Raw genomic sequence first — 21,934 nt, 5'->3', positions numbered from 1 at the left:
CTAATCGTAATCTTAGAAAGCTCTCCGTGCAACACACGACAGTCCTTGACTTATTAAATCAAAACCCAACCAATCATTTACCACGTGATCAGTTTCGGCAACTTTCCCTTTCATAAGCCCTCATCGATTAAGTGAATCTCTGGCAAATTACTGATAAAAGTCGCGCCTCTTCTTAGAATTCATATTTCATTATAAGTAAAGTATAAGTGATAAGTTAACGATTATCAATCACTTTCATGAAATTAGTAAATTGTATTCTGAAAAATCTTTGTTGTACTTAGCTCCTTGGCCCACTTTACGTACCCATATTCACAAACTTGAAGCCATGTGTAAGCAATTAAGGCGGCACCAACGGTATCTGAAGGAAAATGGGCATTCAGATAAACCCGTGAGATCATCACTAGGAAAAGAACAATTGCTAAAATAGTTCTAATAATCCATTTAGTTGATTGTCGATTAATCATTGGAACCACTATGATCCACAGGACGCTAATCACTAGAAAAGCTCCTAAAACATGTCCACTAGGATAACTAAAGCCAGTGTCCCTCGGCAAATGCATTGAGGGACGGGGTTTGGCTACGATGTGTTTAATCACAAATCCAATGGCATCTCCACCAAAAACCAGTACCAGCGAAAAGAATGCCGGTATTTTATACTTAAACCACCACAACAAAACAGCAATTATAAGTATCCACACAATATCCATCTTGGGACTCGCGACAAAACTAATCATTGAGAAAATGGTTTCTTCAAATGAAGACGGGTACCCTTGAATGGTTCCAATTATCATTGAATCTAAAAAGTCAACGTAGCCAAAACTCATTTTGACTCCAATCGTCAGGATTAACGATAAGAGAAACGCAATTGTTAATTTGTACGGACGACTAACGTCCCTTCCAATCATCATAAACGCCATACCTCCAAGAATTCATATAAAAAAAGTATAACATAATATCGATTAGCCGATTGAGAGAAGCACCAAAATCGCCGTGATTAGTGTGATATAATTGCACCATGAATTTTACAGATTGGAGTTTTATTAATGATTCATAGCCTTATTATCATGTTACTGGTAGGAGTTTTTGCGGGTGTTCTGGGTTCAATCCTAGGAATCGGTGGTGGGATGATCATTACACCGGTTTTAACCATCGGATTTAATCTTGACATTAAGTATGCGATTGGTGCAAGTATCATTGCCGTGATTGCTACCAGTTCAGGAGCAACGATCGCCTATCTAAAAGACAACGTCTTAAACTTACGGGTAGCCATGTTTCTAGAAATTGCTACTTCCATTGGGGCCGTTGCCGGTGCTTTACTAACTGGAGTGATCAATCCAATCTTTCTCTACATTTTGTTTGGCCTGTTACTCTTCTTTTCCGGTCTAAATATGGTTAAAAAGATTTGGGGCAAACAGGTTCAAACGAATACAACCAGTGAAGATAAAATTGCAAAAGAACTCAAACTAAATGGTTCTTACTACGATAAAAACCTAAAAAAGCAGATTGACTATAAGGTAACAAACGTTCCAGCTGGTTTAACCGTAATGTTTGGTGCCGGAATTGCCAGTGGTTTACTGGGAATTGGATCCGGTGCCTTTAAGGTGATTGCGATGGACACTTTTATGAAAATGCCACTCAAACCATCGAGTTCCACCAGTAATTTAATGATGGGGGTCACGGCAGCAGCGAGTGCCACCATTTACTTTTTTAACGGATCAATTTTGCCTCAGATTGCCGTCCCACTGGCGCTCGGAATTATCGTTGGAGCAACCGTCGGGTCACGTGTGATGCAAATCATGCCTTCCAAATTAATTCGAATTATTTTTATTCCCATCCTAATTTACCTTGGCGTTCAAATGATTCTTAAAGGATTTGGGGTGAACTTCTTATCATGAGCACTCAAAATAATGTAAATCAAAGTGAAAAAAATCAAGAAGCTGAAAATATTCGAATCGAAAAACTTATCGGAAAAATCATGCGTATTGGGGTGATTGTTTCCGTCATCATCATGATCTTTGGACTTTTCTTGTACCTTGTTACCGGAACAACGGGGTTTGGCAGTCACTATTACCTAACCTCCTTTGGTCAACTGCTAAAGGGAATCATTCAATTAAAACCCTATTCCATCATGATGTTAGGCGTTTTTGCTTTGATCCTAACGCCAGTTCTAAGGGTGGTCGTATCAATCTATTCATTCTATAAAGAACACGATAAGATGTACGTCATCATTACTACCATCGTCTTCATCATCTTGATGATTAGTTTTTTTCTTGGAACTTACCTGCACCTTTAAACAATTTTAAACAAAAGCGGAATTAGACATTTGTCTAATTCCGCTTTTTTAATAATTACATTAACTTAAATAATTTTCCATCCGACTTAGTGCTTCTTTTAAATCATTACTAGAAGCAGCGTAGGAAATCCGAACGTGGCCTTTACCACCGTCACCAAACGCTGATCCGGGAATTACACCAACTTTAGCGTTTTGCGCTAAATCCTTGGCAAAACGAACGTCATCATTTCCGTAAGTTGCTGGAATTTTTACGAAGATATAAAACGCTCCGGTAGGATCAATCGGGTCAAGTCCCATCTTCTTTAAACGCGGAATGGCCTCATCACGATTTTTCTGGTATTCATCTCGCATCGGAAAAGCATCATCCATCCCATTCTTAAGTGCCTCAAGTGCACCATACTGAGCAGGGTCTGATGGTGAAGAAACTAAATAACCATGCATCTTATTAGCCTGAGTGATAAATTCAGCGGGTCCAACCGTGAACCCCAGTCGATAACCAGTCATTGCGTGAGATTTAGACACTCCATTAATTACAATCGTTTGATCAGGTAAATACTCTGCCAGTGAATGATGTTTAATACCATAGGTTAACTCACTATAGATCTCATCGGTGATCACAAAGAGTGAATGTTGTTTCAGAATTGGGACAAGGGCTTTTAACTGCTCTGGTGTGTATTCAACCCCCGTTGGATTATTTGGATAATTTAATATCAACGCTTTAGCACTGGGATGATTTGAGAGTGCCTCATCCAATTCTTTAGGTGTTAAAACAAAATCAGAAGTGGACGTATCGATAAACACGGGTTTCCCACCAGCAAAACGTACTAATGACTCGTATAGGGGATAGAAAGGTGCTGGAATCAAAACCTCATCGCCAGGATTAACCGTGGAAAGAATCGACGAAGCAAGCGCTTCGGTTGCTCCCATATTAACCATTACTTCAGTATTAGGATCATACTTTAAATTATATTTCTTTGCCATAAAGTTGCTGATGGCATCTCTTAAAGATTTGATTCCTTTATGAGGAGAATAATGCGAGTGATTATCTTCAATACTCTTCATCATTGCTTTTTTAACGTGTTCAGGGGTGTTAAATCCTGGTTCTCCCACTGATAGCATAATCAACCCGTCAATATCAGATATCGACTCCGAAAAAGCTCGAATTGCTGATGGTTGCAGTTGAGTTAAATTCTTGTTAAACCGATTTTGCAAGTTTTCATTTAACGTAGGCATGTTAATCCTCTTCCTTATCATCATCGTCAAGAAATTTAATCATTAAATTAAATCTCTTTTAACTAATTCTTCGCCAATTTCAACCGTATTTAGTGCAGCACCCTTTAATAAATTGTCGGCTACCACCCACATATTATAGGCATCACCATTTTCTTGGTCCGGTCGAACTCTTCCGACATATGTATCTTCTTTGCCAGCAGCGTCGATTGGTTGTGGGTAGAGTTGTTTTTTGGGATCATCTTTAAGAGTTACTCCCGGAGCATCATTTAAAATCCTTTGGATCTTTTCACGACTGGCGGCTTTTTCATCCTTGACCGTGAAATAAACTGACTCACCGTGACAAATCTCCACTGGAACTCTGACACAGGTAGCGGTCACCTTAATATCTCCAGAATCCATATCATTCAGCATGATTTTCTTCGTTTCGTGAATCATCTTCCACTCTTCGTGAGTATAACCGTCTTTTTCAAACACATCGATTTGGGGCAAGAGGTTGAACGCCAGCGGATAATGTTCTTTTTCACCTTTGACTGGGAAAATGTGAGCATCCATCTTTTTGCCATCAAGGTGTTCTTGCGCTTCATCTTTTAATTCATCAAGTCCACTCTGACCGGCACCTGAAGCAGCTTGATAAGTAGAAACAATAATTTGTTTTAACCCAAACTGCTTTCTAATCGGCTCTAACGCCACTACCATTTGAATAGTGGAACAGTTTGGATTGGCAATGATCCCGTGATGATTCTCTAAAGCATCTGGATTCACTTCTGGCACAACTAAGGGAACATCCGGGTCCATTCGAAACGCACTCGTGTTGTCAACCGCAACAGCACCACGCTTCACGGCTTCTGGTAACAATTTTTTGGAAACCGAACCGCCAGCTGAAGCAAGGACTAAATCAACACCGTTAAATGAGTCGGGAGTGGCCTCTTCAACGGTTAATTCGTCACCTTGATACTCGAGCCTTTTCCCAGCGGATCTTGTAGAAGCCAACAATTTCAGACTTTTAACCGGGATACTTGATTCAGCTAACTTATCCATGAGACGTGTTCCAACGGCGCCAGTGGCACCTAAAATTGCGACATTATACTCTTTCATTACTACTTGCCCCTCTATAAAATATTTTCTAATCCAACAACTAACCCATCTAAACCGTCAACTCTCTCAATGGCAACCCTTAAACCATTCATAAATGAATCACGATCAAAGGAATCTTGACGAATGGTGAGTGCTTCACCATCTCCGCCAAACAGCACCTGTTCATGAGCAACATATCCAGGAAGCCGAACGGAATGAATCGGAACTCCATCATACTCAGCTCCGCGAGCACCCTTTAGGGTTTCCTCAGTGGATAAAGCTTTGGGTCGTTTCTTTCTTCCCTCACTGATTAACTTTGCGGTATTAATGGCGGTCCCAGACGGAGCATCTTTTTTATCCTGATGATGCATCTCGATCACCTCTGCATTGGGGAAATACTGAGCTGCCTCTTTAGCAAATTTCATTAACAATACCGCTGAAATTCCAAAGTTCGGCGCAATAATCCCACTCACATTTTCATTGTCCGCTAATTTTTGCAATTCAGCTAGTTGATCATCACTTAACCCACTGGTTCCAATAACCGGATGAATCCCATGATCCAAGGCAAATTTAGTGTTGGGATAAGCTGCTTTTGGAACCGTAAAATCAACCCAAACGTCTACATCTGGTCCCTTAATCTGATCAAAATCGTTATAAACTTTTACGTCTTTTGGTAAATCATAACTTTCAGGACTCAAATCGTTCGCTTTCGGGTCATATACGCCTATCAAATTAAAATCACCATTCTTTTCAATCATCTTAACGGCCTTTTGGCCCATTGAGCCACGAAAGCCAGCTACTAATACTTTAATCATTTAAAATGTCTCCTAAAGAATCAACGTCTAGTGCTTTTGCCAATTCTTTTTTCTCATCTTGATTTAGGGTTGCAATTGGTAAACGACAACCACCCACATTTAAACCATTAGCATTTAAAGCTGCTTTAGTCGGTGATGGTGAAGGATACATAAATAGCGCCTGCATCTTTGGTGTTAACCAACGTTGAAGCTTGCCAGCTGCTTTGTAATCCCCCTGATCTAAATCATCGTACATTCCCCTTAATTGCTTACCATAGACATGGGAAGCAACCGAAATCACTCCATCACCACCAAGCATCTTAGTTGCTAGTGCTTGTGGATCTTCACCACTGTAAACCAGAAAATCATCTGGAGTGTTGGAAATGATGTATTCCATATCAGGAAGTGAGCCACACTGCTTAATTCCAGCAATGTTATTGTATTCGGATAATTCCACGACCGTTTCCTTATCCATGTTCACGCCCGTTCGTCCAGGAATGTTATAGATGATGATTGGTTTATCTGAATGATCGGCAACGTACTTAAAGTGTTCCTTCATGCCCCGTTGGTCGGGTTTGTTGTAATAAGGCACAACCACCAAGCCATAATCAATCCCATCTAATTGCATCACTTTCTGGTTAAACTCAGCCGTTTGTCGGGTATTGTTTGAACCAGTTCCTGCAATTACCGGATACTGATCGCCCACAATCTTGCCAAATTCACCGTACAGTTTTAATTTTTCGTCTTCAGATAATGTCGGAGTTTCACCAGTCGTTCCGCCGACCACAAATCCATTGGTCCCCGTATCAACCAAATGTTTAATCAGCTTCTTAAGCCGTGTAATATCAACCTCACCGTCAGTGCCAAACGGGGTGACGATGGCCGTTAATAAATCTGCTTTTTCTACCATGATTATGATCTCCCCTATTTTTTTGTTCCTTGTTGCATTCGATAATTCAAAAATCCGATAATGGCTCTACTTCCAATCGCAATTGCCTTTGGATTGGGGGTAAGCGTCGCCTCATGAAGCTGAGACTTTGGGTCACCAATTCCCAACCAAAACATTGTTCCGGGGATTTTTGACAACAAATAACCAAAATCTTCTCCCGTCATTGCGGGCATCGTGTTAATAAAATCAACGTTTTTTTGTTTTTCCATGTAATCAATAAAATTACTGGTTAACTTCGGATTATTCTCGACTGGCAAATAACCGCCCTGATTCAGGTTGAGTTTAACCTGGCAGTCGTAACTCACTGAAATCCCATTAGCGACTTCTTTTAACCGCTTATCAATCAACTCAATCATTTTCTGGGTCAGACCCCGAATCGTTCCTTCAATTCGAGCATGACCAGCGATCACATTTCGAATGGTACCGGCTTCCATTTTTCCAAAGGTAACAACCCCGCCTTCAATCGGATCAACACTCCTTGATACAATCGTCTGAACCTGATTAATAAACTGACTGGCGGCCACAATCATGTCGTTTGCATCCTGCGGATAAGCAGCATGACCACTTTTTCCGATCAGGTCAACGTTGACCTCGGTTGTCCCAGCGAACAGTGTACCCATCCGACAACCGATTGCCCCAACCGGAAGCTGGGGGTTGTCATGTAGACCATAAAATTCATCTGGATGCCACTTCCCGGTAAAAATACCGTCCTCGTATGCCACCTTACCGCCATTTTCACTTTCTTCAGCTGGTTGAAAAAAAACTAACAAATTATCTTGGGGTTGATGAGCAGCATAGTAATTCAAGATACTCAACGCAACCGTCATGTGGATATCATGACCACACGCATGCATCACACCATCATTTTTTGACACAAACGTTAAATTCGTTTTTTCCTTAACTGGTAACGCATCAATATCCGTTCGGTATCCAATAGTACGCTTGGGATCAGTTCCATGGACCAGCACCAAAATCGCAGTTGGTAACTTTTCTGGTACATTAACTTCCATATAGTCCGTTTTAAACTTATCAATGACTTCTTTTAGATATTCATGGGTCTGAAACTCATGCATTGCTAATTCTGGGATTTGGTGAAGATGACGATAAATTTCAAGGAGATCATCGTCACTCAACTTGGTCGGGTTATCTGACACATTCATCACTTCCTTAAGTCGTCTTCAAGTTTAGTCTTAGACTTGGTCTGAGTGTCGATGTCCTTGATCTTTTTAGCAGGAACCCCGGCTACCATGGTATTAGGTTCAACATCATGCAAAACCACTGAGCCAGCAGCAATCACTGCACCCTCACCAACATGAACGCCTTCAATCACAACCGCATTAGCACCAACTAAGACGTTATCGTCAATTCGAACCGGTTTAGCACTAGCTGGTTCAATCACACCGGCCAAAACAGCGCCAGCACCGATGTGACAATGCTTTCCAACGATCGCACGACCACCCAGGATGGTCCCCATGTCAATCATAGAATCATCACCAATCTCAGCTCCAATGTTAATCAAAGCTCCCATCATTATGACAACATGCTTTCCAATTGAGACCTGATCACGAATAATAGCACCAGGTTCGATCCGAGCGTCTAGGTTCTTGGTATCAAGTAATGGAACGGCAGAATTTCGTGCATCACTTTCAATTTCATAACTACTGATTAATTTTTTATTCTTTTTAAGAAATTTAGAAACGTTAGCCCAGTCGCCAAAAATGACACCAGTTTTGTTAGTGGTAAAATTCTCAATTCCCTTAGGAAATTTGATTTTTCCTAACTTACCTTTCAAATAAACCTTGACTGGGGTCTTTTTGTCTGAGTTAGAAATAAATTTAATGATTGATTGTGCATCTAATTGTGCCATCTTCTAGTTCTCCTTTAATTTCTTATCTAAGTGGATCAGGTCCGCATAACTCTCACGTTGGACCGCTAACTGTGCTTTACCATCTTCAACAAACACAACGGCTGGACGCGGATTTCGATTATAGTTGGAAGCCATTGAGTATCCGTAAGCCCCGGTGTTGAAGATTACAAAAATGTCTCCCGGTTGGCTCTTTGGGAGTGGTTGATTCTTAATCAAGATGTCACCTGATTCACAGTATTTCCCGGCAATTCGGACGGTTTCAACCGGCTTTCCATCAACATTGCCTGCAAGAGCGCCTTCATAGTCTGCTTCATATAAAGCTGGCCGAATGTTATCACCCATCCCACCATCAACGGAAACGTACGACTTAATCCCGGGGACATCTTTTCTGGAACCAATCGTGTACAAACTATAACCCGCTGACCCGACGATTGAACGTCCCGGTTCAATCCAAATTGATGGAGTTGGTAAATCAGCCTCAGTTGTTTTTTGTTTAATCTCATCCACAATGGCTGAGACGAAGTCCTCTGGGGCGACGGGATGTTCTTCATCGGTGTATTGAATACCAAAACCACCACCAACGTTGATTACCTTCGTCGTGTAATCAAAATCGTCATGCCAGTGCTTCATTACATCAACAAGTTTATCGGCCGCTCCCACAAAGCCTTCGGGTGAAAAAATCTGAGACCCAATGTGAGCATGAACCCCTTTCATATTCATTCGCTTCTCAGAAAGGACCTTTTGTAAAGCTTCATCAGCTTGTCCCGATGCCAGATCGAACCCAAACTTACTGTCGACCTGACCCGTTTGGATGTACTCATGAGTATGAGCTGAAATACCAGGGGTAATCCGTAACATCACGTCGATGTTTTTATCTTGCTCTTCTAGCACGTCGTGGAGTAACTCAATTTCGTGGAAATTATCCAACATAATCGTTCCCACTCCGTTTTTGACAGCCATCGTTAGTTCGTCTTTTGATTTATTATTGCCGTGAAAACTGACCTGTTCCATCGGAAAATCAGCTTGAAGCGCAGTGTACAACTCGCCACCGGAAACTACGTCAATTCCAGCTCCCTCTTGCTTCACAATTTGATACATTCCAACCGTGGCAAACGCCTTACTAGCATAATTAACCGAGTATTTAACTTTACGGTCCTCAAAAACCCGTTTAAATTTTTCAATTTGACTCCTGATCTTACTAACGTCATAAACCTCTAGGGGTGTTCCATATTCTTTTGCTAAATCACTGGCCTTAATCCCACCAATGTACAAATCATGATTTCTTATATCTTGCTTATCAATAACCGACTTCATCTCGCACCTCTTAAATAATTTATAAAAAAAGATCTTTTTGCTCAGGAGTTGAACAAAAAGATCTAAAAATAATTAATTTGACATTATTTGATCAAATATTCTTGAATAGCTCCCCGCAGAATATCTGCGACAGTCCGCGATTTATTAAATCACGTCCCAGCACCAGTGCCACTACTCTGACAGAGTGCTTCGGCAAACAACCCTTTCACTAACTTCTTCGACGAGTAAATCTCCATTAGCTAATCTTGTTACCTGCAACCTCTATTTAAATTTGTTAAAAATATAACCCATTTTGACCTATTCGTCAATTAATATCATCTAAATTAATAATTATTTCACATATTTTGGGTTCCAAGATTGATAAATTAAAAATTAATGCTACAATTCAACTTAATTAAATTCTTAAGGATGAATAATTCATGAAAGTAACCAAATTCGGCGGGAGCTCACTAGCTAACGGAGCCCAATTTCAAAAGGTAATTAATATCATCAAATCAGATCCAGATCGGAAGGCAGTCGTTGTTTCTGCTCCCGGAACTCGCTTCAAGGGTGACGTAAAAGTTACCGACTTATTAATCGAGTACGCTAACAAAGTTCTTGACCATGAAGACTTCTCTGACGTTCTTAATCAAATTATTGATCGCTATCAAGAAATTGGTGAATCATTTAACGTTCAGACGAAACAGATTACCCAAATTGTCTCACAGTTAAGAGAATTACCTAATCAATCGTTTCCGGATTCTGCTCATCTAATGAGTACCTTTAAAGCTCAGGGAGAATACCTCAACGCGCAAATGTTGACGATGATTCTAAACCAACTTAAAATTCCCGCAAGGTTTATGGATCCAAAAGAAATTGGTTTTAAAGTCACCGGCGACGTTGCCGATGCGCAAATCAATCCAGTTACCTACGGAAACATCAGAAGATTTCGTGACGTTAAAGAAAAAATGATCTTTCCAGGATTTTTTGGGGTCAATGATGATAATCAAATCGCTACCTTTTCAAGGGGTGGTTCCGATATTACCGGCTCAATCGTAGCTCGTGGGCTTCAAGCTGATCTATACGAAAACTTTACCGATGTCAACGCGATCTATTCGGTTGACCCGCGGGTGGTTAAAAACCCGAAAGCTATCGACGTAATGACTTATAGAGAAATGAGAGAACTCTCGTATGCTGGTTTCTCAGTCTTTCATGATGAAGCCATCATTCCAGCGATTCAGGTCGGAATTCCCATCAACGTGAAAAATACATCAGCCCCTGATTTACCCGGAACCCTGATTGTTCCTGAAAATAAATTTCAACCAACTCGCGTAATTACCGGGGTAGCCAGTGCCAAGCACTTCTCAGCACTGTACATTCATCGCTACCTGCTTAACAAACAAGTGGGTTTTACCCTTAAGATTCTCAAAATTCTGTACAAATACAACGTGTCGTACGAACACATGCCTTCTGGAATCGATGACCTGACCATTATCTTTGATAAGGCCCAACTAAATGACCATATCGTCAAAGAAATCACGAGAGAAATCAAAGATGCCCTTCATCCCGATCAAATTCGTTGGATTAATGACTATGCCATCATTATGATCGTTGGCGAGGGAATGCAGTCTGATAATCACACCATTGAAAAAATCATTCGGCCCCTAACCGACAATGGCATCTCCATTCATATGATTAATCAAGGAGCTTCCAAGATTTCCGTGATGCTTGGAACTGACATTAAAGATTCAGATAAAGCCGTCAAGCTAATTTACAGAAACTTCTTTGACAACAACCGACTAATTTATTAGGAGACTAAATTATGACTAAATTACTTAAAGTACACGGATCCGAAAATCAATTCTTTATTTTGGATCAAACCGAATTAGACCAAAAACTAACTGACGCGGAACTTAAAAAACTTGCTCAAACCATTTCAGACCCCAAAAATCACATTTTAAACGGCGCTGATGGGGTCCTGGTGGTTGATTCATCAAACCACCCCAATGCACTGGGAAAAATGCGAGTCTTTAACGCCGATGGTAGTGAAGCTTCAATGTGTGGAAACGGACTTCGGACCGTTTCTCGGTACTTGTCACAAAAGTTTGGTCAGGATGCTTTTAAGGTTGAAACCAACGATGCAGATCTAGATGTGACAAAAGAAAGTGACATTGCACCTGGGGTTCCCGCCTTTAGTGTCCAGATCTCACCAATTTCATTTGACGCTAAGAGTCTGCCCCTTGAAAATATCAAAACCCCACTGTTAGATCAGCCTGTCAATGATTTCATTTCGGGATTAGATTATTCAGCGGTCGCAGTGCCTAATCCCCACCTCATTAGCTTTATGAGTATGGATCAAGTTAAATCAGACGATTTAGTTAAGCTAGGCAAAATGCTAAATGGAAAAAACAAGTACTTTACGGACGGTGTTAACGTTAGTTTTGCTAACGTTATGGATCAAAATGAACTTTTCGTTCGAACCTTCGAACGGGGTGTAGGTCTTACAAATGCCTGTGGGACTGGAATGACGGCCACTAGTCTAATTTACGAAATCTTAACTCATGATTCGGACTTTGACGAAACCGTCAATATTTATAATCCAGGTGGGATGGTAAAAACTCACATAAAACGCAGTGGGGTTCACTACGATCTTCATTTGATTGGAAATGCGACTTTTACTAATGAGTTAAATATTAGTGAAAGTGACCTAAGAAATGCCAACCTCGATAATATTCAAATCACCGATACCGGTGAGGAGCAGGATTATCAAGACTTTGTCAAACAGCTTCAAACTAACTAAAAACCACATTGGCCGCTTGTCAATGTGGTTTTTAGTTTCAATTAAGATACGATTCCCTTCAAAAGATGGGTGATGTGAAAGAACAGTTGAATCGCCAACTCAGCTAGTAAGAACCCAATTGCCAACGCTCCTGCAATCATCGCGACTTGCATTAAGTAAACAAACGCTAAGTGCGTGTTGCCCGTTGCAATGTATTTCATAACTTCATACGCCTGTCCACCGGGAACAAGCGGAACTAACGCTGGAATGTTAAAAACGATGATTGGCATTTTTTTGTACCGAGCTGCCAGCATTCCCAAGATCCCAATCGTAAACGCTCCAAAGACGTTTCCACCAACGTAACCACCAAAAATCGAATTGTAGGTTAGGTACACTAAATAGCTGGCAACCCCCACCAATCCACCTAGATTAAGAGCACGCGGTGGCACGTTGATCAAAATTGCAAAACAAAGGGTGGCAACGTAAACTCCAATTATTTTCACTAAAATTTCAATCATAAACACCCCTATCCAAACCACTTCAAAGCAAGTGCCACTCCAAATCCTAAAGCACAAGCTCCCATAATGGCTTCCATTGCTCTAGCTGGTCCACTAACAAGGTTGCCAGACATTAAATCTCGGACCGCATTAGTGATTTGGACGCCAGGAACAAGCGGCATCACACTCCCAATAATCATATTATCCACACCACTTCCAAGTCCCAACTTTCGGGCTAGCATGGCTAACATGCCAATTGAAATGGCCGCAGTAAATTCGTTTATAAACTCAACTTTCACGATACGATTCAAATAGTCAAAAATAATCCAACCTAACATCCCAATCAGACAGGTAATAAAGAATACCGAATAATCACCACGAAAAACCACTTCAATGGATCCTGAAAGGACCGCAGCCGCTAACATTTTCATCCAATACGGAAAATAAGTATCCAGATCACTAACGTGTTGCAATTCTTGATAGAACTGCTCTAACGTTGTCTTGTGTTCCGCAAAGCGTCGCGATAAATCGTTCACAGCCGTGATTTTTCTTAAGTCAAAAGCCCGCTTATCAATTTCAGTAATCTGAGTTTCTGAATTATCATTAACGGAAATCATAATTCCAGTAATCGTAATGTAAGTCTTCAAGTTTGGCATCCCAGCATTTCGTGCGATTCGCTTAATGGTGTCATTAACTCGTGTCATTTCTGACCCATTCTCAATCATGATTTTACCCGCCAACATACAGGTCTTAATGACCAAATCACTATAATTACGAAAACGCGAATCCGGATCCAGTTGATTCTTCCCAAACATGCGACTCACCCCTTTTCTTTAATATTTCTAGCATATCAAAATATAAGTAAAAAATCTCATTGAGTTTTCGTTACAAAAAACTATTTTACGAATGGTATCCAGACAGATATAATTAAATTAGATTTGTAACGGTATCATACAGGAGGAAAAATATGAGTGACAATGTAAAGTTTAGTGATTTAAGTGAGCAGGCACAAAAAAAGGTTGTTAACGATTTTGTTCCTTTCTACATCAAACTATTTAGGAACAACAACCTGGAAGTTATGAGTACTTTTGACGGTGAATCTGGTGTAATTGCTGATTTAAACCGTGAAATCGTCACTCTGAGTAATAATAGTCCACGAGACGTTGTCGCTGACATCATTGAACTTGACTATGGTGATTTCGCAATCCTTTTAAGTAAATTAAGTCAGACTTACTTTGAAAACGGTAACCCCACCACTGATTGGTCAGAATGGTATGTTAACGAAACCAATAAATTAGATCCAGACAGCACTTTATAGATCACTTTAAAATCACAAAAAAACAGTTTCTTTCTCTAGTAGAAAGAAACTGTTTTTTTATATGTCTTTGCCGTTATCGTAAAATAAATCATCATGTCTTCCCCGGTCAACTTCTGGTTGAATCGTGACATGGTCAATGTGATACTTACTCTTCAATAATTTATTAATCTTATCGTAAATTAATTGGACCTGATCTAAGGGCATATTTTTCATATTAACGTGAGCCGAAAAAACGATGCTGTTTTCATCCACCATCATCGCATGCACGTGGTGAACACCAGTCACCCCATCAATTTTTAATAGATCTTTTTTAATGGCAGCGTAATTCAGTTTGGGTGCACTTTCCATCAAAATCCCCACTGTTTTCCTAATGATGGGCCAACTCTCCCACATAATGTAAAGTGCCACTAGGATGGTCACAATTGGATCCACAATTGTCCAATTCAAGAAAGCAATTAAGATTCCACCAATAATAATTCCAAGCGATGACAACGAATCACTCAACAAGTGGAGGTAGGTGGCTCTCATGTTCAAGTTGTGCTTAGCGCCTTTATTTAACAAAAAAGCAGAAAAGAAGTTGGCCACAGTTCCGACAACTGCAACCACCAGCATTACTGGCCCATTAATTGTTTCTGGATGTGAAATTCGCTTAACAGCTTCAATAATCAAAAAAAGCGAAATTAAAATCAAAAACAATGAATTCAAGAACGCCGAAATAATTTCAGCTCGTTTAAAGCCATAAGTGTTCTGTTTGGTTTGTTGTTTTTTACTTATTCGATGAGCAATATAGCTCAATACAATTGAAATGGAATCCCCCAAATTATGGAAGGCGTCCGAAAGAAGTGACAAACTTCCCGAGAAGATCCCACCCAAAAATTCAAGAATCGTAATGACTGCATTTAATACCGTTACTTCGAAAAATCTCATTCCAGATAATTGATCATTATTCATAATCTTTCTCCTTTAATTCGACTTAAAAAATGTTCCCTGTATAGTGACTCTCTGGCATCTTAGTAAAATCATAAGCCTGGAGTTGCTCGCCGTTTTTCAGGTAAGCATGCAAACTTTCTGAGATCATTAGGTTAAGTGGTTCATCCTTTTGCTGAAAAACCACAACGGGCTTTCCCATTTGAACCCCCGCACCAATCTCATACGCAGTACCACTATCAACATTACTACCACCAAAATCAACCACAGCCACCACTGCTTCAGCTGCTTCTAGATTTTCCATGTCACGATGATAGATCTCGTTCGCCCACGGAAGGGTAAACTGCTCATTTTCAGCGTCCTGATGTTTACGTGGCGAATAAAAATCAGTCACCGTTGGATTTGCCTCTAATGCGTGTTCAACAACTTCAATTCTTTGAATTTGTTCGTTACTAAAAAATGGACTTGCTAAATAAATTTGGGCCATGTTAACTCTCCTATTTTCTGTTTAGTCTTCTACCATTCGCCATTCACCCTCGCCAGCTTTTGAAATTAAATTCAAAAAGTGAAGAGCTTCTTTCGCTTGGTCCTGATCGTGTTTATATAATTCGTTTAATCCGGCACCCGTATTAAATGGTCGTGACAGATCAAACTGACCTTTTTTACCAGACTGACCAGTTGCCATTGCTACCACAATCTCGCCACTATTAACCCTGGTGACAATGAAGAAAATGGTAAAATCATCGTCTTTTTTCATGTAAGCAGGCATTGCCCAAATGTCGTCAGCAATTTGCTGCATCTCATAATCTTTGAACTTATAGTCAAGGTGATTCTTCTCATTCACCGGCTTATTAAGTACAAACATCATTTTATCAAAGGATTTTTCACCTAACTGGATGTTATCTTCCACGGAACATTCTCCTTACTTTACTAACTTTATTGTAGCAAATTTTAAAAAATTTACATACTAATTTTTGGAAATTACCTTTTCCATATCATCAGGCAACTTGGCTTCAAAATTTAACTGCCGTCCTTGAAACGGATCAAAGAAAGAAAGCGTAAAAGCATGTAACGCCTGGCGTTTAATTCCCCGATCAAGTGGACCATGATAAAGTTCATCACCAAGCAGCTGGTGACCAATCGATGTCATGTGAACCCGAATCTGATGGGTACGCCCAGTATGAAGTTTAATTTCTAATAGTGATGCATCACTTAAGTCTTTTTTAACCCAGTATTCCGTCTGTGCGGCCTTTCCCGACGTAGTCACTTGTCTCGCAAAGTTATCACCAATTCGCCCAATTGGCTGGTCAATGAGCCCGTGCTTTTGTGTCATTTTGCCAGAAACGATTGCTAGGTATCGCTTATCAATTTCATGACGATTCAGCTCTTCATTGGCATAACTATTTGCCAAACGATTTTTAGCAACTAAGACTACTCCACTAGTAAACCGATCCAAACGTGTAATAATGTGCGGTCGTAAATTTGCGGCCTCTTCGTTTATTAAATAGCCCTTAATCCGATTCACCAGTGTATCGGATTGGTTGCTTGGACCTGGAACCGACGTTAACCCAGCTTCTTTATTAACCACTAGCCAATTCTCATCTTCGTAAATTACATTAATTGGTTCAAAACTAACCGCAATTCGTGGATCAGATAATTCATTTGGGAGAAAAACAGAGACGACATCATCAAAGGAAACGTTAACCGACGGCTTGACGGTCTTAGCATTAATCTTAAAAGCATTTTTCGCTCGCTTTAAGTCTGCATACATCCGATGACTAATCCCATGTTGACTCAAAAAGGCCTTGAGCGATATGGGACTAGTATGAGAACTTTTAAAATTAACTTTCATGGTTTTTTGCTCCTTTGACCAAAATAAATAAGGCGATGCATCAAATGCACTGCCCTAATTAAATATTTTTCTGCGTAAAAATTTAATATCCCATACACCAACGGCTCCCATAGCTAGTAGAATAATTCCACAAACTACAAAGGTTAATGCGGGCTTATTGGAACTAAATACCGAATCAATCCCACCTAAAGCAATCGGCGCTAAAAAGATTCCACAATTACTACCAATCAACAAGATTGAAGTGGTTAAGTTCAAAGTTCCTTTGGATGAAATTTCAGTTGCAATGTTTAAAATGTAGGAAACCACAATCGCATCAAGAAAAGTTACTAGGAAAAAGCCAAGCGCCGCACTAAAGAACGAGTGTGATAACCCAATCCATAGCTGACAAAATCCACTAGCAATAATTCCGACAGGCAATAAATATTTCTTCAACTTCATCAGTGCCATACTGAAGACTATACCACCAACTAAACCAAAGATTGGGGCAATACTGATAACAACCGCTGACTGTTGCGTGGAACCAATCCCGGTTCCTTCAATAAATTCAGCAATTCGAACGGTGGCACCCACATACGTAATTTGATATCCAGCAAGTAGCATGGTCCAGAAAAGAACATCAGTATTAATCTTTGGAAAGTATTTGTTTTTTCGTTCCGCTTGATAATGTTCCACTTTTGGTGGTGACGGAACAAAGAAGAAAAACAAGATGGCAACCGGAAATGCCAAGGTATAAATTAGAAAAGCACTATGCCAACCAAAATCAACTAGTAATGCACCAGCAACGTACGCTGAAATGGCATTACCCAACATCTCAAATCCACTTCTAACTCCCATCAGTTGATTCTTTTCTTTTCCCTTAAAGAAGGTTCCAATCAGACTAACGGCCAGTCCATTCAACAAACCAAGTCCAATTCCAAAAGCAAATCGTGAAATAAGCATTACATAATAATTAGTAACAAAAATGGGAATCACTCCAGCGATTCCGCTGACCAGCAACCCGAGTATAACGGTTCTTTTGGCACCAATCTTTTTAGCAATCCAACTACTTCCAAGCAGGAAGATGATCACTGCTAAAGCTGGCATGGTGGCAATTAACTCAATACTTGAATATGAATGCCCTGGAAATGCACGCTGCCATTGTGGTACTTCCGCTGAAACTGACAGTGATGACGCTAAAACTAACGAAACCGCCAACAACGAAAACTTCATCATTGGGGAATACTTTTTCTTTTGTTGATCCATGAACACCCACCATCCCTTGTTACTTAATTTATTACTTAATGGATCGATTATACAAAAAAAGAGTGGCAAATGAAAGCCACTCTTGCTTAATCGACTAATTAATTGTTTATTCTTTAATCTTTCCCATATGAAGGGTGAAAGCATTCACAGCCACAATGATGGTTGAAGCTGACATAATCAAGGCCCCAACGGCTGGCGAAAGGATAATTCCAATTGGAGCTAAGATCCCAGCAGCAAGTGGCATTGCAATGATATTGTAGCCAGCTCCCCACCAGAGGTTCTCAACCATTTTCCGGTTAGTTGCTCTGGCAAGGTCTAAGAAGTCAATGATATCTTCTGGATCACTTCTAACCAGTACAACGTCAGCCGATTCGATGGCAATGTCGGTTCCAGCACCGATGGCCACTCCAATGTTAGCACGTGATAAACTCGGAGCATCGTTGATACCGTCACCAACCATCATGACATCATTACCCTTATTCTGATACTCTTTGATGATTTCTTCCTTATTTTGTGGAAGTAGTTCGGACCGATAATCAATATCACCCAATTGATGAGCAACTCGCTTAGCAGCCAAGTCATTATCACCAGTGAGCATTACGGGGGTAATGTTCATTCTTCTAAGTGCCTTAATTAAGTCAATTGACTTAGGACGAAGAACATCTCCTTGGGCAATCACCCCAAGCACCTTATCATCACTTACCAAGTAACTAATCGAATTACCTTGACTAGCAAGATTATCAAATTGTTTATGATCGTAGTCCATGTGATTATCAGTCAGATACTTAGCTGTCACAATCTTATACTCTTTTCCGTCAATTTGTCCCGTTAGTCCAACTCCCTGAATGGCTTGGACGTTCTTGGCTGGGACGACGGAAACTTGCTCCTTTTTAGCCTTGGCTAGGATTCCAGCTGCTAGAGGATGACTAGAATTAGCTTCAAGATCAGCAAATTTAGTCAGAAGTTCTTCGTTACTCATATCGGAATCAGAGATTACATCATTGACTTGAAAGACTCCTTCAGTCAGAGTCCCAGTCTTATCCATAAAGACGTAATCCAAACGTTTAACCTCTTCAATTGACTGACGATTTCTGATTAACAGTCCATTCTGAGCGGCAATTGAGGTACTTCTAGCTACGACTAGTGGGATGGCTAAACCTAAAGCGTGGGGACATGCGATAACCAGGACCGTAATCATTCGTTGCAGTCCATAACTTAATCCGCTTAAAATCGTCCAAACGACCAATGCTAAAATTCCAATGATCAGGGCGCCATAGAACAACCAGCGCGAAACCTTGTCAGCTAACGTCTCCGCTTTTGATTTTTCCTTTTGAGCGGCTTGCACCATTTTAATAACTTGAGCTAGGTATCCATCTTTAGCAGTGGCGGTAACTTTGACTTGCATACTACCATCACCGTTGACGGATCCACCAATTACTTTACTTCCCTTTTTCTTAGTCACTGCCTTCGACTCACCAGTTACTAAGGCTTCGTTTACAGCACTAGTTCCAGAATCAACCACGCCGTCAGCTGGAACTTTTTCACCCGGTTGAACCAAAACAATGTCGCCGGCTTTTAACTGGTCTAGTTGAATATCCTTAGTTTCTCCGTTAGATTCAACCAAATGGGCTGTGCTTGGAAGTAGTGCAGCCATCTTTTTAAGCGCATCGCCAGCATTCATGACCGCATCCATTTCAATCCAGTGACCTAGTAGCATAATGACAATCAAGCTTGCTAGTTCCCAGAAGAAATTCATCACATGACCGTTTGGATTAATGAAGGTATTCATAATAAAAGCATACAAACTATAAAAGTACGAAGCTGAAATACCTAGTGTAATCAACGTCATCATTGCTGGAGCATGACTTTTCAACTCATTTTTGGCTCCACTAAAGAATGGTTGACCACCATAAAAGAACAGAATGGTTGAAAGAATCATTACAATCCAATCAGACCCCGGAAAAGTAATCTGAAACGGCAACTTCATCCCCATAAACGGAGAAAGTAATAAGATGGGAATCGTAATAATCAATGAAATCCAAAAGCGCCGTTTGAAGTTTCCCATGTTCATCATGTGGCCGCCACCCATATCCATTGAACCGTTTCCCATGTTCATAGATCCATGATCCATTTTCATCGAACCATGGTCCATTTTCATTTTAGAATTACCCTTCATGTTCATTTGACTATTATCACTGTCTTTGGGGTTCATATTTTTCATATTATGGTTATCATGATTCATATTCATTTTCCCCATTGAATCATGTTTTCCATTGTCCATATCCTTCATTAAAAAGCTCCTCTCTATTGACAATCCATAATCATATCGCCTGGTAAACAGTTACAATCCACTTTATCGGGGGCGGTTTTTAGCTTTTGTCTCAAAACTTCACCCAACTTGTGAATATCACTCTTACTAATCTTACTTTGGTTAATCAAATCCATAATGGTCTGGCCCTTACGCATGTCGCACATTTGTTCAAAAAGTTCTTCAGCACTTAGATTCATCGCATTCTGTTCGTTAACAGTGGGCGAATAAACGAAATAGCGTCCTTTTTTAAACCGAGTCAACAATCCCTTCTTAACCAATCGACTAAGTAACGTTTTAATCGTTGACTCTTTCCAATCACGTTTTTTCGTAATCGTGTCAATGATTTTTCGTGATGAACTATCTCCCATCGTCCAAATCAACCGCATAATTTGCCATTCAGCGGGCGTAATTTCTTCAATTTTTTTGGTTTGATCCAAATAATTCACCTCCAATTCATGGTTTACATCTGTAAATTCAATTTTAATCATAATCTACATTTGTAAACTTTGCAACCATTTAATCTATTTCTCAATAAAAAATCGCTCAATCATTGAATTATAACGATCGAGCGATTTTTATTTTAATATTTCCTAAGATAAACTTTATCAACGATGTGACCCACACCTTTATGAATAATAAGGTTGGCTCTTTCACGTGTTGGTAAAATGTACTCCTTTAAGTTCGGTAAATTGACGGTTTTCCAAACGTTTCCCGCCATTTTAACCGCCTGTTCTGGCTCCTCTTTTGCGTACTTATAGTAATAATTAGTTGGATCCTGAAAAGCCGTTTTCATTAACTTCTTAAAACGATTAAGGTACCAAGTCTCAATCAGATCTGGATTAGCATCGATATAGATCGAAAAATCAGTAAAATCACCAATATAGAGTTTTTGATGATCAGGAATTTGAAGTGTGTTAATTCCTTCAATGATTAAAATGTCGGGATTAGTGATGACATCATAACGATGAGGAATAATGTCATACGTTTGATGAGAGTAAACTGGTGCTTTTACTTCTTTCACGCCGGCTTTAATCTTAACCAAAAACTGAATCAATGATTCCATGTCATAGCTTTCAGGAAACCCTTTACGATCAAGAATGCCCTTTTCTTTTAAGACCTTAGTTGGATACAAAAAACCATCAGTCGTGATTAGTTGCGTTTTCATTTCTGGCAATAAATCGGTAAAAAGGTATTGAAGCAAACGCGCTGCGGTTGATTTCCCCACAGCTACACTTCCCGAAATTCCGATGATAAATGGAATTTTAGGCGTTTTACGTTTTAGAAAATCACTTTCAGTAAGCTCCCAATCTTGGTAATGCTTAGAAGCCAGTTCTAATAAGCGTACCAATGGCATGTAAATATCAGAAACATCATCAAGTGAGATCTGATCATTAAAGGCCTTTAATCTTTCCAAATTAGCCTGTGTAATCGGAGCCGATTCGTTTGGATAAAACTGTTTCCATTCATCTTTACTAAATTCATAGAAATCCTTCAACAAAACTCAC

General features: G+C 40.0%; 23 protein-coding genes and 2 riboswitches. Of the genes, 5 read left to right on the top strand and 18 right to left on the bottom strand.

Translation table 11 applies throughout. From position 1 onward, the window contains the following. Window positions 1–9: 9 nt before the first annotated feature. A riboswitch (Lysine riboswitch) is annotated at window positions 10–179 on the bottom strand. 63 nt (window positions 180–242) lie between these two features. Further along, a complete protein-coding gene (locus AC6UDE_RS02400; protein ID WP_500696524.1) occupies window positions 243–908 on the bottom strand; it encodes a phosphatase PAP2 family protein in 666 nt (221 codons plus the stop codon). Between the two features lie 135 nt (window positions 909–1,043). Here AC6UDE_RS02400 and AC6UDE_RS02395 point away from each other — a divergent pair, with 135 nt between their 5' ends. After that, the gene (locus AC6UDE_RS02395) at window positions 1,044–1,895 is read left to right on the top strand and encodes a sulfite exporter TauE/SafE family protein (protein WP_500693528.1); all 852 of its coding nucleotides are present in this window, start codon (window positions 1,044–1,046) and stop codon (window positions 1,893–1,895) included. Then, window positions 1,892–2,293 (top strand): DUF1634 domain-containing protein, encoded by a 402-nt coding sequence (locus tag AC6UDE_RS02390; protein WP_500693527.1) that lies wholly within the window; start codon window positions 1,892–1,894, stop codon window positions 2,291–2,293. The genes AC6UDE_RS02395 and AC6UDE_RS02390 overlap by 4 nt, the downstream gene beginning before the upstream one ends. A 60-nt stretch (window positions 2,294–2,353) precedes the next feature. On the opposite strand, the gene AC6UDE_RS02385 is transcribed toward AC6UDE_RS02390, so the two are convergent. The 7 genes from AC6UDE_RS02385 to lysA are packed head-to-tail and all read right to left on the bottom strand — an operon-like array spanning window position 2,354 to window position 9,524. After that, window positions 2,354–3,526 (bottom strand): aminotransferase class I/II-fold pyridoxal phosphate-dependent enzyme, encoded by a 1,173-nt coding sequence (locus AC6UDE_RS02385; protein WP_500696523.1) that lies wholly within the window; start codon window positions 3,524–3,526, stop codon window positions 2,354–2,356. 42 nt (window positions 3,527–3,568) lie between these two features. Further along, window positions 3,569–4,621, bottom strand: a complete 1,053-nt coding sequence (locus tag AC6UDE_RS02380; RefSeq protein WP_500696522.1) for an aspartate-semialdehyde dehydrogenase — start codon at window positions 4,619–4,621, stop codon at window positions 3,569–3,571. A gap of 14 nt (window positions 4,622–4,635) precedes the next feature. Beyond that, window positions 4,636–5,415 carry a 4-hydroxy-tetrahydrodipicolinate reductase gene (gene dapB, locus AC6UDE_RS02375; RefSeq protein WP_500693524.1) on the bottom strand — a complete coding sequence of 260 codons (780 nt, stop codon included), beginning with the start codon at window positions 5,413–5,415 and terminating at the stop codon, window positions 4,636–4,638. Beyond that, window positions 5,408–6,304: a 4-hydroxy-tetrahydrodipicolinate synthase gene (dapA, locus tag AC6UDE_RS02370; protein WP_500696521.1), complete on the bottom strand. Its 897-nt coding sequence runs from the start codon at window positions 6,302–6,304 to the stop codon at window positions 5,408–5,410. Before dapA ends, dapB begins: the two co-directional genes overlap by 8 nt. A 14-nt stretch (window positions 6,305–6,318) precedes the next feature. Continuing rightward, window positions 6,319–7,503: an N-acetyldiaminopimelate deacetylase gene (locus AC6UDE_RS02365; protein ID WP_500693522.1), complete on the bottom strand. Its 1,185-nt coding sequence runs from the start codon at window positions 7,501–7,503 to the stop codon at window positions 6,319–6,321. Further along, complete coding sequence (dapD, locus tag AC6UDE_RS02360; protein ID WP_500693521.1) at window positions 7,503–8,210, bottom strand: 2,3,4,5-tetrahydropyridine-2,6-dicarboxylate N-acetyltransferase; 708 nt, start codon at window positions 8,208–8,210, stop codon at window positions 7,503–7,505. Before dapD ends, AC6UDE_RS02365 begins: the two co-directional genes overlap by 1 nt. Before the next feature lie 3 nt (window positions 8,211–8,213). After that, on the bottom strand, window positions 8,214–9,524 hold the full coding sequence (gene lysA / locus AC6UDE_RS02355; RefSeq protein ID WP_500696520.1) for a diaminopimelate decarboxylase: 1,311 nt from the start codon (window positions 9,522–9,524) through the stop codon (window positions 8,214–8,216). Window positions 9,525–9,622: 98 nt separating this feature from the next. Continuing rightward, a riboswitch (Lysine riboswitch) is annotated at window positions 9,623–9,796 on the bottom strand. A 147-nt stretch (window positions 9,797–9,943) separates the two neighbouring features. On the opposite strand from lysA, the gene AC6UDE_RS02350 reads away from it, so the two are divergent. Continuing rightward, window positions 9,944–11,314, top strand: a complete 1,371-nt coding sequence (locus tag AC6UDE_RS02350; protein WP_500696519.1) for an aspartate kinase — start codon at window positions 9,944–9,946, stop codon at window positions 11,312–11,314. An 11-nt stretch (window positions 11,315–11,325) separates the two neighbouring features. Further along, complete coding sequence (gene dapF / locus AC6UDE_RS02345) at window positions 11,326–12,303, top strand: diaminopimelate epimerase (RefSeq protein WP_500693518.1); 978 nt, start codon at window positions 11,326–11,328, stop codon at window positions 12,301–12,303. Window positions 12,304–12,344: 41 nt separating this feature from the next. Here the strand turns inward: dapF and AC6UDE_RS02340 are convergent, their stop codons facing one another. Continuing rightward, the gene (locus tag AC6UDE_RS02340) at window positions 12,345–12,800 is read right to left on the bottom strand and encodes a threonine/serine exporter family protein (protein ID WP_500693517.1); all 456 of its coding nucleotides are present in this window, start codon (window positions 12,798–12,800) and stop codon (window positions 12,345–12,347) included. A gap of 8 nt (window positions 12,801–12,808) precedes the next feature. Beyond that, complete coding sequence (locus tag AC6UDE_RS02335) at window positions 12,809–13,594, bottom strand: threonine/serine exporter family protein (RefSeq protein WP_500693516.1); 786 nt, start codon at window positions 13,592–13,594, stop codon at window positions 12,809–12,811. A gap of 152 nt (window positions 13,595–13,746) precedes the next feature. Here AC6UDE_RS02335 and AC6UDE_RS02330 point away from each other — a divergent pair, with 152 nt between their 5' ends. Continuing rightward, window positions 13,747–14,097 (top strand): hypothetical protein, encoded by a 351-nt coding sequence (locus AC6UDE_RS02330; RefSeq protein WP_500693515.1) that lies wholly within the window; start codon window positions 13,747–13,749, stop codon window positions 14,095–14,097. Between the two features lie 57 nt (window positions 14,098–14,154). Here AC6UDE_RS02330 and AC6UDE_RS02325 read toward each other — a convergent pair whose 3' ends face one another. From AC6UDE_RS02325 to coaA, 8 genes are all read right to left on the bottom strand, one after another. Further along, the gene (locus AC6UDE_RS02325; protein WP_500693514.1) at window positions 14,155–15,048 is read right to left on the bottom strand and encodes a cation diffusion facilitator family transporter; all 894 of its coding nucleotides are present in this window, start codon (window positions 15,046–15,048) and stop codon (window positions 14,155–14,157) included. A gap of 22 nt (window positions 15,049–15,070) precedes the next feature. Beyond that, on the bottom strand, window positions 15,071–15,511 hold the full coding sequence (locus AC6UDE_RS02320) for a nucleoside 2-deoxyribosyltransferase (RefSeq protein WP_500696518.1): 441 nt from the start codon (window positions 15,509–15,511) through the stop codon (window positions 15,071–15,073). 21 nt (window positions 15,512–15,532) lie between these two features. Next, a complete protein-coding gene (locus AC6UDE_RS02315; protein ID WP_500696517.1) occupies window positions 15,533–15,934 on the bottom strand; it encodes a hypothetical protein in 402 nt (133 codons plus the stop codon). A 57-nt stretch (window positions 15,935–15,991) separates the two neighbouring features. Next, on the bottom strand, window positions 15,992–16,876 hold the full coding sequence (locus tag AC6UDE_RS02310) for an RluA family pseudouridine synthase (RefSeq protein WP_500696516.1): 885 nt from the start codon (window positions 16,874–16,876) through the stop codon (window positions 15,992–15,994). A gap of 54 nt (window positions 16,877–16,930) precedes the next feature. Beyond that, window positions 16,931–18,118, bottom strand: a complete 1,188-nt coding sequence (locus tag AC6UDE_RS02305) for an MFS transporter (protein WP_500693510.1) — start codon at window positions 18,116–18,118, stop codon at window positions 16,931–16,933. 106 nt (window positions 18,119–18,224) lie between these two features. Next, complete coding sequence (locus tag AC6UDE_RS02300) at window positions 18,225–20,408, bottom strand: heavy metal translocating P-type ATPase (RefSeq protein ID WP_500693509.1); 2,184 nt, start codon at window positions 20,406–20,408, stop codon at window positions 18,225–18,227. Between the two features lie 14 nt (window positions 20,409–20,422). Further along, entirely contained in the window at window positions 20,423–20,875 is a 453-nt protein-coding gene (locus tag AC6UDE_RS02295; RefSeq protein WP_500696573.1) for a CopY/TcrY family copper transport repressor, read from the bottom strand. A 134-nt stretch (window positions 20,876–21,009) separates the two neighbouring features. Then, window positions 21,010–21,924 carry a type I pantothenate kinase gene (gene coaA / locus AC6UDE_RS02290; protein WP_500696515.1) on the bottom strand — a complete coding sequence of 305 codons (915 nt, stop codon included), beginning with the start codon at window positions 21,922–21,924 and terminating at the stop codon, window positions 21,010–21,012. Window positions 21,925–21,934 lie beyond the last annotated feature (10 nt).

The organism is Fructilactobacillus sp. X2R5C3 (assembly GCF_059901325.1).
The sequence above is the reverse complement of the archived record's forward strand: the minus strand, read 5'-3'. Positions and strand labels throughout refer to the sequence as shown.